At 74.8% G+C, this 11,253-nt stretch carries 11 protein-coding genes; 4 read left to right on the forward strand and 7 right to left on the reverse strand.

The window, feature by feature from the left end:
- Positions 1 to 123 precede the first annotated feature (123 nt).
- From K8Z61_RS00005 to K8Z61_RS00015, 3 genes are all read left to right on the forward strand, one after another.
- Positions 124 to 1,140 carry a tetratricopeptide repeat protein gene (locus K8Z61_RS00005; protein ID WP_224126022.1) on the forward strand — a complete coding sequence of 339 codons (1,017 nt, stop codon included), beginning with the start codon at positions 124 to 126 and terminating at the stop codon, positions 1,138 to 1,140.
- Positions 1,141 to 1,182: 42 nt separating this feature from the next.
- Positions 1,183 to 2,076 carry an alpha/beta fold hydrolase gene (locus K8Z61_RS00010; protein WP_224126023.1) on the forward strand — a complete coding sequence of 298 codons (894 nt, stop codon included), beginning with the start codon at positions 1,183 to 1,185 and terminating at the stop codon, positions 2,074 to 2,076.
- Positions 2,077 to 2,262: 186 nt separating this feature from the next.
- Positions 2,263 to 2,754 carry a DUF3145 domain-containing protein gene (locus K8Z61_RS00015; protein ID WP_224127550.1) on the forward strand — a complete coding sequence of 164 codons (492 nt, stop codon included), beginning with the start codon at positions 2,263 to 2,265 and terminating at the stop codon, positions 2,752 to 2,754.
- Between the two features lie 102 nt (positions 2,755 to 2,856).
- Here K8Z61_RS00015 and K8Z61_RS00020 read toward each other — a convergent pair whose 3' ends face one another.
- From K8Z61_RS00020 to K8Z61_RS00050, 7 genes are all read right to left on the reverse strand, one after another.
- A complete protein-coding gene (locus K8Z61_RS00020; RefSeq protein ID WP_224126024.1) occupies positions 2,857 to 3,282 on the reverse strand; it encodes a hypothetical protein in 426 nt (141 codons plus the stop codon).
- 114 nt (positions 3,283 to 3,396) lie between these two features.
- Positions 3,397 to 4,854, reverse strand: coding sequence for an acyl-CoA carboxylase subunit beta (locus K8Z61_RS00025; RefSeq protein WP_224126025.1), 1,458 nt, complete (start codon positions 4,852 to 4,854; stop codon positions 3,397 to 3,399).
- Positions 4,855 to 4,873: 19 nt separating this feature from the next.
- Complete coding sequence (locus K8Z61_RS00030) at positions 4,874 to 6,133, reverse strand: beta-ketoacyl synthase (RefSeq protein WP_224126026.1); 1,260 nt, start codon at positions 6,131 to 6,133, stop codon at positions 4,874 to 4,876.
- An 86-nt stretch (positions 6,134 to 6,219) separates the two neighbouring features.
- The gene (locus K8Z61_RS00035) at positions 6,220 to 6,465 is read right to left on the reverse strand and encodes an acyl carrier protein (protein ID WP_224126027.1); all 246 of its coding nucleotides are present in this window, start codon (positions 6,463 to 6,465) and stop codon (positions 6,220 to 6,222) included.
- Positions 6,466 to 6,532: 67 nt separating this feature from the next.
- Entirely contained in the window at positions 6,533 to 7,519 is a 987-nt protein-coding gene (locus tag K8Z61_RS00040; RefSeq protein WP_224126028.1) for a beta-ketoacyl-ACP synthase III, read from the reverse strand.
- Positions 7,519 to 8,709, reverse strand: a complete 1,191-nt coding sequence (locus K8Z61_RS00045; RefSeq protein WP_224126029.1) for an acyltransferase domain-containing protein — start codon at positions 8,707 to 8,709, stop codon at positions 7,519 to 7,521. The genes K8Z61_RS00040 and K8Z61_RS00045 overlap by 1 nt, the downstream gene beginning before the upstream one ends.
- A 196-nt stretch (positions 8,710 to 8,905) precedes the next feature.
- Entirely contained in the window at positions 8,906 to 10,132 is a 1,227-nt protein-coding gene (locus K8Z61_RS00050; protein WP_224126030.1) for a CdaR family transcriptional regulator, read from the reverse strand.
- Positions 10,133 to 10,290: 158 nt separating this feature from the next.
- On the opposite strand from K8Z61_RS00050, the gene K8Z61_RS00055 reads away from it, so the two are divergent.
- Positions 10,291 to 11,250 (forward strand): alpha/beta fold hydrolase, encoded by a 960-nt coding sequence (locus tag K8Z61_RS00055; RefSeq protein WP_224126031.1) that lies wholly within the window; start codon positions 10,291 to 10,293, stop codon positions 11,248 to 11,250.
- Positions 11,251 to 11,253: the final 3 nt, after the last annotated feature.

The raw sequence follows: 11,253 nt of genomic DNA on the forward strand, positions 1-11,253 counted from the left end.
GGTTGTGGGAGAGTAGGACGCCGCCGGACAATCATTTGAATGGTTCAGGGGCCACCCACAGGGTGGCCCCTGAACCTGTTTTCAGGCACCATCGCCCCACGGGCGAGCTGAGGAGCAGGACAGATGGCGGAGAACGATCGAGCACGAGGTGGCAGGCCGTCAGGAGGTCGCCCCGATCGTCCCGGAGCCGGACGTCCGGCCGGTGGTGGTCGTGGCCGCTCGGGGGACGCCCCCCGGGGTGGCGACCGACCGGAGCGCGGCCGCAGCGGGGGCAAGCCGGGAGGACCGCGCTCGGAGCGCGCCGACAAGCGTCCCTTCGAGGAGCGTCGCGACGGCGGCACCCGCGGGGGCGGCGGTCGTGGCGGTGCGCGGCCGGGAGGACCCGGCCGGGACGCCGGCGGGCGCGGTCCGCGCGGCCAGCGTGACGCCGAGCCCCGTCGCGAGCGCGTCGACCAGGCTGTCTACGACGGTCCGCCGCTGCCGGAGGAGATCACCGGCAAGGAGCTCGATCGCGCGATCTCGGCGCAGCTGAAGGGCCTGCCGGAGAAGCTCGCGCAGCGCATCGCGCGGCACCTGGTGGCGGCCGGTCAGCTGATCGACTCCGACCCGGAGACGGCCTACCGACACACGCTCGCGGCGCGGGCGCGCGCGTCCCGCCTCGCGGTCGTCCGGGAGGCCGTCGGCGAGGCGGCCTACGCGGCGGGTCACTACGCCGAGGCGCTGGCCGATCTGCGGGCGGCCAAGCGGATGAACGGTGCGACCGCGTACCTGCCGATCATGGCCGACTGCCACCGTGCACTCGGTCAGCCGGAGCAGGCGATCAAGCTGGCCAAGAGCCCGTCGGTGGTGAACTTCGTGCCGGAGGCGAAGGCCGAGATGACGATCGTCGAGGCCGGCGCGCGTCGCGACCTCGGGCAGCTCGACGCCGCGCTGCGCACCCTCGAGCTCGCTCCGTTGACCTCGAAGAGCCGCTCGTCGTGGGTCGTCCGACTGCGCTACGCGTACGCCGACACGCTCGAGGCGGCCGGTCGCCTCGAGGAGGCGCTGACCTGGTTCCACCGCACCCAGGCGATCGACGCCGAGGACCTCACCGACGCGTCGGAGCGGGCGGCGGACCTGGAGCGTCGTACCGCGGAGTGAGCCGGGCCACTCCACTGCGGTGACGGTGCGAGACTGCGCGCCATGGTGAGCGTGGAGCGTCCCGCCCTCGAGGGCAGCGTCGCAGTCCGTGACGGTCGTCGCCTGAGCTTCGCCGAGTACGGCGCCCCGAGGGGGCCGGCGGTGGTCTGGATGCACGGCACGCCCGGCGCACGCCGGCAGATCCCCTTCGAGGCGCGCTCCTTCGCCGAGCGCGAGGGCATGCGGATCATCGGCGTCGACCGTCCGGGCATCGGCTCGTCCTCGCCGCACCTCTACCCGGACGTCCGCGACTGGGCCGAGGACCTCGAGCTCCTGCTCGCGGCGCTCGCCATCGACGACGTCCGTCTCGTCGGGCTCTCCGGCGGCGGTCCGTACGTCCTGGCGGCCGCCGCGGCGCTGCCCGGGCGTGTCCGGGGCGTCGGCGTCCTGGGCGGCGTCGCCCCCACGGCCGGCCCGGATGCCGTCGAAGGCGGGCCGATCCAGCTCGCCGTGCGGCTCGCGCCGCTGCTCGACCTCGCGCGCGTGCCCCTCGGCATCACGCTCACCCAGGCCATCCGGCTGGTGCGTCCCCTCGCCGGCTCGGCCCTCGACCTCTATGCCGCGGTGCAGCCCGCCGGCGACAAGGCGCTGCTCGCTCGGCCCGAGTTCAAGGCGATGTTCCTCGACGACCTGCTCAACGGCAGTCGCTTCCAGACCCTCGCCCCGCTGAACGACCTCGTCCTCTTCGCCCGGCCCTGGGGCTTCGCCCTCGAGGACGTCCGGGTGCCGGTGCGCTGGTGGCACGGCGACCAGGACCACATCGTCCCGCTGCGACACGGACGCCACGTGGTCGACCGGCTGCCCGACGCGACCCTCACCGTGATCGACGGGGAGAGCCACTTGGGCGGGCTGGGGATCGCCGAGGAGGTCCTCTCGACGGTGCTCGCGCTCTCGTGACGGGTCGCGGACGACGGCCCGGCCCGAAGGCTGGTGCTCATGCGCCCCATGGGTCACAATGGGCGCACAACTTCCATACCTGTCATTCGGTGATCCGCGATGACGGCACGAGACCGCTGGGGAAGGCGTAGCTCGCGCCGTAGTTGAAGGAGGCTCACCGTGACCGCACGCTCTGCCGCCCGTCCGATGACGAGGGGTGTCTTCTACGTGCACTCAGCTCCGTCGGCGCTGTGCCCGCATCTCGAGTGGGCCGTCGGCGGTGTGCTCGGCTCTGCCGTGAGCCTGGACTGGACGCCGCAGCCGGCGCAGTCCGGCACGTACCGCGCCGAGCTCTCGTGGACCGGCGAGGTCGGCGCCGCCGCGAAGATCACCTCGGCGCTCCGCGGGTGGAAGCAGCTGCGCTTCGAGGTGACCGAGGAGGCGACCTCCGGCACGGAGGGCTCCCGCTACTCCTACACCCCGGACCTCGGCGTGTTCCACGCCGTCACCGGCCTCCACGGCGACCTCATGATCCCCGAGGACCGGCTCAAGGCGGCCGTGGTGAAGGCGGCGCTGGGCGAGACGACCGTCCTGCTCGAGATCGACCGCCTGCTCGGCAAGCCGTGGGACGACGAGCTCGAGACCTTCCGTCACGCCGGTGAGGGCGCGCCGGTGCGCTGGCTGCACCAGGTCGTCTGACCTCCTCCTGCTCGCCCGCGACAGCGCGACGGCCCGGATCCGATCAGGATCCGGGCCGTCGTCGTTCCGGGGCCGGGCTCGCCGGCGTCGCCTCGCCGGGGCTCAGCGCAGGTAGAACGTGGACGTGCGCGCCGAGCCGTCGGTGGCGTTCTCGCCGGGCCCGCTCTTGTAGGAGAACTTCGCCCGGATCTTGAACCGGCCGGGCACGGTGGTGTTGCGGCAGAAGCGGAAGGCGACGCGGTCGGTCGTGGGGTTGCTGCCGCTGAGGTAGGCGCCGGAGGCGATCACCTTGCCCCGCGGGTCGACGAGGGTGGTCTCGAGGCCCCAGATCTCCGTGGGGGGCTTCACCCGGTAGGTGTAGGCGTAGAAGCCGCAGCCGCTCCTGAGCCGGCCGTCCTCGGCGCTGGTCGAGGCGTACTTCGCCATCGGGTACGGGCCGCTGGCCTTGGCCGGTGCCGCGGCAGGGGCGCCGAGGCCGAAGAGGAGCGAGCCGGCCGCGAGGAGTCCAGCGACGGAGCTGACGGACATGGGAGCCTCCAAAGGGGTGATCGCTCCCATCCAACGCCAGGATGAGAGCGGGGTCACGCCCATCTCACCTCGCGACGATGAGAGGGATCTGAGAGCTGAACGCTCCCCGGGGGCTCAGAGGGGGATGTTCCCGTGGCGTCCGCGCTGGACGCCGGCGCTCTGCACGGCCTCGAGCAGCGACTCGGCCACCCGGCGGCGCGTGCGGTCGGGCGCGACGATCTCGTCGACGACGCCGATCTCCACCGCCTTCTCCACCCCGCCCGCGATGCGCTCGTGCTCGGCGGCCAGGTCGAGCTCGACCTGCGCGCGCAGGTCGGGCGCGACCTCGGCGAGCCGACGGCGGTGCAGGATCCGCACCGCCGCCACGGCGCCCATCACCGCGACCTCGGCGCCCGGCCAGGCCAGCACCCGCGTCGCGCCGAGCGAGCGGGCGTTCATGGCGATGTAGGCGCCGCCGTAGGTCTTGCGGGTCACCAGCGTGACCCGCGGGACGACGCACTCGCCGAAGGCATGGAGGAGCTTCGCGCCGCGGCGCACCACGCCGTCCCACTCCTGGCCGACGCCGGGCAGGTAGCCCGGCACGTCGACGACCACCACGAGCGGCACGCCGAACGCGTCGCACATGCGGACGAACCGCGACGCCTTCTCCGCGCTGAGGGAGTCCAGGCAGCCGCCGAGCCGCAGCGGGTTGTTCGCCACGACGCCGACCGTGCGGCCCCCGAGGCGGCCGAGCGCGGTCACCACGTTCGGCGCCCAGCGGGCGTGGAGCTCCTGCGTGCTGCCCTCGTCGAGGAGCCGCTCGACGAGGGGGTGGACGTCGTAGGCCCGCTTGCGGGAGGCCGGCAGCAGCGCCTCGAGATCGAGGTCCTCGACGTCGTCGAGGCGCAGCGCGCCCTGCGCGCCGAGCAGGTCGGCGACGGTGCGGGCGCGCTCGAGCGCCTCGGCCTCGGTGTCGGTGACGACGTGCACCACGCCCGAGCGACGACCGTGGGGCTCCGGGCCGCCGAGCCGGAGCATGTCGACGTCCTCGCCCGTCACCGAGCGCACGACGTCCGGCCCGGTGACGAAGATCCGGCCCTCGGGACCGAGGATCACGACGTCGGTGAGCGCGGGGCCGTAGGCGGCGCCGCCGGCCGCGGGTCCGAGCACGACCGAGATCTGCGGGACGACGCCGGAGGCCTGCGTCATGACCTGGAAGATGCGCCCGACCGCGTGGAGGCTGAGCACGCCCTCGGCGAGCCGGGCGCCGCCGGAGTGCCACAGGCCGACGATCGGCACCCGGTCGGTGAGCGCGCGGTGGTAGGCGTCGACGACGACCCGGCAGCCGACGTCGCCCATCGCGCCGCCCATGACCGTGGGGTCGGAGCAGAAGGCGACGACGCGGGAGCCGCGGACCGTGCCGACGGCGGCGATCATGCCGGAGTCGTCGTCGGGGCTGATCAGCTCGAGGCTGCCGGGGTCGAGCAGCGCCGCCAGCCGGTGCCGGGGGTGGCGGGGGTCGTCGTGTCGCGCGGGCTTGGCGGCCGCGGCTCCGGCGCTGGTCGCGGGAGCGGGATCGGCGGTGAGCGTCATGGGGGACCTCCGGGGCGGGTCAGCGGCTGCCGACGACGACGGCCACGTTGGCGCCGCCGAAGCCGAAGGAGTTGTTGAGGGCGGCGATGTCGCCGAGGGGCAGGTCGCGGGTCTTCACCGCGATGTCGAGGTCGACCGCGGGGTCCTGCTCGTCGAGGTTGATCGTCGGCGGGCTGACCCGGTGGTGCACCGCCAGCACGGTCGCGACCGCCTCGAGCGCGCCCGCGCCGCCGAGCAGGTGCCCGGTCATCGACTTCGTCGAGGTGACCACGACGTCGTGCACGTGGGCGCCCAACGTGGCGTGGAGCATGAGCGACTCCGCGACGTCGCCCTGCGGCGTCGAGGTGGCGTGGGCGTTGACGTGGGCGATCGCGGAGGGATCGACGTCGGCCTCGGCCAGCGCGCGCAGGATCGCGCGGGCGCCGCCGCGGCCGGCGGGGTCGGGCTGGGCGATGTCGTGGGCGTCGCTCGTGACGCCGGCCCCGAGCACCTCGGCGTAGATCCGCGCGCCGCGGGCCAGCGCGTGCTCCTCGGACTCCAGCACCAGCACGCCGGCGCCCTCGCCGAGCACGAAGCCGTCGCGTCCGGTGTCCCACGGTCGCGAGACCGTCGCCGGGTCGCCGGGGTTCTTCGACAGCGCCATCATGTTGGCGAAGGCGGCCATCGGCAGCGGATGGATGGCGGCCTCGGTGCCGCCGGCGACGACGACGTCGGCCCGGCCGAGCCGGATCAGGTCGACGGCGGTGGCGATGCTCTCGTTGCCCGACGCGCACGCCGAGACGGTGGTGACGGCGCCGGCGCGGGCGCCCAGGTGGAGGCTGATGGTCGCCGCCGGCGCGTTCGGCATCAGCATCGGCACGGCGAGCGGCGAGACCCGACGTGGGCCCTTCTGCAGCAGCGCGTCGTAGTTCTCCAGCAGCGTGGTGACGCCGCCGATGCCGGAGGCGACGGCGACCCCGAGACGGTCGCCGTCGATCGTGCCGGCCTCGACCGCCTCGGTGCCGGAGCCGAGGCCGGCGTCGGCCCAGGCCTCCGTGGCCGCGACGAGGGCGAGCTGGCTCGAGCGGTCCAGGCGACGGGCCCGGACCCGCTCGAGCACGGTGGCGGGATCGACCGCCGCGCGTCCGGCGATCCGCACCGGCAGGTCGGCCGCCCACTCCTCGTCGAGGTGGCGGACGCCCGAGCGTCCGGCGAGCATGCCCTCCCAGGTGCTCGCGACGTCACCGCCCAGGGGGCTGGTGGCTCCGAGACCGGTGACGACCACGCGGGTGCGTGCCATGGCGAGTACCTCTCCTGCTGCGGGTGGTGGTGCGGGGTTCCTGCTGGCCTGCCGGCGCGCTGATCCGCCGGCCTGCCGGGGGCGGCTCAGGCCGAGGCGCGCTCGATGTAGCCGACGGCGTCGCCGACGGTCTTGAGGTTCTTGACCTCGTCGTCGGGGATGGTGACGCCGAAGCGCTCCTCGGCCGCGACGACGACCTCGACCATCGACAGCGAGTCGACCTCGAGGTCCTCGACGAACGACTTCTCCAGCTGCACGAGCTCGACGTCGACGTCGGCGACCTCGTTGACGATCTCGGCGAGGGAGGTGCGGATCTCTTCGGTGGTGGGCATGGGCCTCTTCCTTCGTGGTGGGTGGAGCGGTGGGCTCGGCCGTCCCGGCGGTCGCCGGGGCGGGGGATCAGGGCAGGACGACGACCTGCGCGGCGTACGCGAGGCCGGAGCCGAAGGCGATGAGCAGCGCCCGATCGCCGGGGGCGGCGTCGCCGTCGGCGTACATGCGGTCGAGGGCGAGGGGGATCGAGGCGGCGGAGGTGTTGCCCTGCTCGACGACGTCACGGGCGATCCGCACGCGCTCGGGCAGGTGCATCGCCCGCGCCATCGCGTCGGTGATGCGGTTGTTGGCCTGGTGGGGCACGAAGCAGTCGAGCTCGTCGACGCCGATGCCGGCGCGCTCGAGGGCCTCGAGCCCGACCTTCGCCATGGCGAACGAGGCCCAGCGGAACACGGCGCTGCCCTGCATCGTCAGGTAGGGCATGCGGGGCTCGTCGGAGGCGACGACGTCGCGCCAGTCCTCGCGCTGCGCGATGAGGTCGGCCTGCGAGCCGTCAGAGCCCCACACGACCGGGCCGATGGCGGGGACGTCGCTCGGCGAGACCACCGCGGCGCCCGCGCCGTCGGCGAAGATGAAGGCGGTGCCGCGGTCGTCGGGGTCGGTGAACTCGGAGAGCCGCTCGACGCCGATGACGAGCACGTGGCGGCTGCTGCCGCCGCGCACCAGGTCGGCCGCGAGCGCGACGCCGTGGCAGAAGCCGGCGCACGCCGCGGAGATGTCGAAGGCCGCGGGCTGCTCGGTGCCGAGGTCGTGGGCGACCAGGGTGGCCAGCGCCGGCAGCTGCTGGAAGTGGCTGACCGTCGCGACGATGACGCAGTCGATCTGCGCGGGCTCCAGTCCAGCGCGCTCGAGGGCCTGACGGCCGGCCTCGACCGCCATGTGCCGCACCGTCTCCTCCGGCGCCGACCAGCGGCGCTCGCGGATGCCCGAGCGCTGCTGCACCCACTCGTCGCTGGAGTCGATGCGCCCGACGATCGCGCTGTTGGGCACCACGACCGAGGGGCGGTAGGCGCCGAGCCCCGAGAGGCGGGCGTGCCGCGGCGAGTCGGCCATCAGGCGGCGTCCCCGTCGAGGGGGTGCAGGCGCAGCAGCGGCTGGCCGGGGGCGACCGGGTCGCCGTCCTCGACGAGCCACTCGACGACCTGGCCGCCGTGCGCGGCGCGCACCGGGATCTCGTCGCGCAGGCTGCGGACGGCGCCGACCGCCGCGCCGGCGGCGAGCACCGCCAGCTCGGCTGCCTCGGCGTCGAGCCGGAACGTGCCCTTGGCGGGTGCGACGACCAGGCGCCACGTCGGGCTGTGCTGCAGGTCGGAGGCCTCGCCGTGCCGCTCGCAGAACGCGCGGGCGGCGTCGAGCTGGTCGGGGGTCTTGAGCGCGAAGGTCTCCACCCCGGGCAGGGCGCGCTTGGCGATGCCGGCGAGGGTGCCGGCGGGCGGCATCTCGAGCAGCCCGGTGACGCCGAGGTCGGCCATCGTCTCCAGGCAGAGGTCCCAGCGGACGGGATGGGCGATCTGGCCGACGATCCGGTCGAGCACCTCGCGCCCGTCGTGGACGACGCGGCCGTCGCGGTTGGAGATCACCCGGGTGCGGGGGTCGTGGGTCGACACGGCGCGCGCGAGGCGGCCGAGCTCGCCGACGGCCGGGGCCATGTGCGCGGTGTGGAAGGCGCCCGCGACGGCCAGCGGCATCAGCCGCGCCTTCGCCGGCGGGTCGGCCTTGAGCGCGGCCAGCTGCTCGAGGGTGCCGGCGGCCACCACCTGGCCGGGGCCGTTGTCGTTGGCGGCCGTCAGGCCGTGACGCGCGAGCGCGGCCAGGACGTCGTCACGCTCGCCGCCGAGCAGCGCGGTCATGCCGGTGGGGGTCGCCGCCGCGGCGTCGGCCATCAGCCGTCCGCGCTCGCGGACGAGCACCATCGCCTGCTCGGCGGTGATCGCCCGCGCGCCGGCCGCCGCGGTCAGCTCGCCGACGCTGTGCCCCGCCACGGCCCCGATCATCGAGAACGCGTCGGCCGGGTGCGGGAACAGGCCCAGAGCGGCGACGAGCCCGCTGGCGACCAGCAGGGGCTGGGCGACCCGGGTGTCGCGGATGGTCTCGGCGTCGCTGCGCGTGCCGTGGTGGGCGAGGTCGAGGCCGGCCACCGTCGAGAGCCACTCCAGGCGGGCGGCGAAGACGGGGTCCTCGAGCCAGGGGACGAGGAAGCCGGGCGACTGGGCGCCCTGACCCGGGGCGACGATGACGAGCACGGACCTCACTCTGCCCGGCGTCCGGACCGCCGCGCTGCGTCGGCGCACACGAAGTTGCCGGGTGGTCTTTGTGGGGTTCCTACAAAGATGCGCCGGCGTCGTCGGCGGGGTGCCCGAGGGCGCGCTGGGCATGTAACGCGGAGTCCCGTCAACTGACCACCACTCCTGACTGGTGGGAGGTTCACGGGACTCCGCGTTACAAGCGGTCGGCCGCGTCGTCGGCGGGGGGCGGGGCGTCGTCGGCGACGGGCCCGGCCTGGCGGCCGACGGCGAGGGCGATGCGCAGCGTCAGGCTCTCGCGCGGGTCGGCGGGGTCGAGGCCGGTGAGGTCGGCGATCTGGCGCAGCCGGTAGCGGACGGTGTTCGCGTGCACGAACAGCGCCCGCCCCGTCCGCTCGACGGACGCGCCGGCGGCGAACCACGCGGCCAGGGTGTCGGCGAGCACCCCGCGGGAGCGCAGCAGCGGCAGGTGGACCTGCTCGACCAGGTGGCGGCGCGCGGCGTCGTCGCCGGCCAGCACCCGCTCGGGCAGCAGGTCGTCGGCGTGCACCGGGCGCGGCGCCTCCGGCCAGCCGGGTGCGGCGCGCAGGCCGGCGAGCGCGTCGCGGGCGGAGAGGTGGGCGGCGGCCAGGCCCGCCGCGGTGGGGCCGACCACCACGGGGCCGGGGCCGAAGAGCGGCTCGACAGCCTGGACGGCCCGCTCGGGATCGGGCGCGCCGCCCAGCAGGACGACGAGCCGCTCGCCCTGGGCGGCGCACAGGACGTCGGCGCGGGCGAGCCGCGCGACCCGGTGGACGTCGTCGAAGACCTCGGCCTCGGGGCGCGTGCGGGGGATCGCCCCGATGACCGCCAGGACCTCCTCCTGGGCGGTCCAGCCGAGCGCGCTGGCCCGACCGAGGACGGCCTCGTCGGCCTCGCCGCGCAGGACGCCGTCGACGACCAGCGCCTCGAGGCGGGCGTCCCACGCGCCGCGCACCTCCGCGGCCCGCGCGTACACCTCGGCGGTCGCGAAGGCGACCTCCCGGGCGTAGCGGGCGACCGCGCCCCGGACGTCGTCGGCGGCCTCGGCGTCGAGCAGGGCGTCGACGTTCGACTCCACCACCTCGATCGAGGCCTTCACCAGCGCGACCGTCTGCTGCAGGGTGATCGCCCCGGCCAGGGCCCGCGGGGCGACGCCGAACACGCTCGCGGCCAGGGGCGACGCGCCGAGCTCGGGCACCGGCGCGTCGTCGGCGTACCACTCGACGAAGCCGCGCACGCCCGCCTGGACGATCATCGCCACCCACGAGCGCTCCTCGGCGCTCAGCTGCCGGAACCACGGGAACTCGGCGTCCATCCGCGCCGTGGCCTCGGTGCTGAGCGCGCCGGTGGAGCGCAGCAGCGTGCGGGCCGCCCGGGCGCGCGGGCCCTCGTCGCGCGTCACGCCGACGACCCTAGTCCGGTCGGGCCGCAGGCCCCGCCCGAAAGGTCAAGAGTGGCCCGAATCCCAGCATCCATGGGGGATCCGGGCTTCAATGGCGGTCCGCGCCCTCGCCTGCGCACCGGGCGCGCACCCCTCCCCGAACCGTCGAAGGAGCTCCCGTGACCGAGTCGCACGAGGTCCAGCACGTCACGCTGCACGGACACCGGCGGGCCTTCGTCAAGGTCGGCAGCGGCCCCGTGCTGCTGCTCCTGCACGGGCTCGGCTGCGACCACACGACCTGGACGCCGGTGATCGACACGCTGGCGCAGCGCTACACCGTCATCGCCCCCGACCTGCTCGGCCACGGCGTGTCCGACAAGCCGCGCGCCGACTACACGCTCGGCGGCTACGCCAACGGGATGCGCGACCTGCTCACGGTGCTGGGCGTCGACAAGGTCACCGTCGTGGGCCACAGCTTCGGCGGCGGCGTCGCGATGCAGTTCGCCTACCAGTACCCCGAGCGCACCGAGCGGCTCGTGCTCGTCGCCTCGGGCGGCCTCGGCCCCGAGGTCACGCCGGCGATCCGCGCGATCGCGATGCCCGGCTTCCACCAGCTCATGGGCGTCCTCACGCTGCCCGGCGTCCGGCAGGCCAACACCGGCGCGATGCGGGCGCTGAGCCACCTGCCGTCCAAGCACCTGCGCGACCTCGACGAGGTCGCCGACATCGTCGAGTCCTTCCGCGACCCCGCGGCCCGGGCGGCGATCCGGCACGTCGTGCGGGCCGTCGTCGACTGGCGCGGGCAGATCGTCACGATGGCCGACCGCGCCTACCTGACCGACGCGATGCCGATGTGCGTGGTCTGGGGCCGCGACGACCAGGTGCTGCCGGTCAAGCACGCCGACACCGCGAGCCGGATCGCGCCGAAGGCGCGCGTGGAGGTGATCGCCGACGCCGGGCACTTCCCGCACAAGGACCACCCCCAGCGGTTCGCGCGGATCCTTCACGAGTTCGTGCAGGCCACCGAGCCCGCCGCCTACAGCCGCGCCCGGTGGCGCGCCCTGCTGCGCACCGGCGCCAGCGCGCCCATCCCGCGGGTGGCCCGGATCGTCTCCGAGCGGTCGGCCACCATCGCCTGACGG

It is taken from the genome of Nocardioides sp. TRM66260-LWL (assembly GCF_020075545.1).
Classification (GTDB): domain Bacteria; phylum Actinomycetota; class Actinomycetes; order Propionibacteriales; family Nocardioidaceae; genus Nocardioides.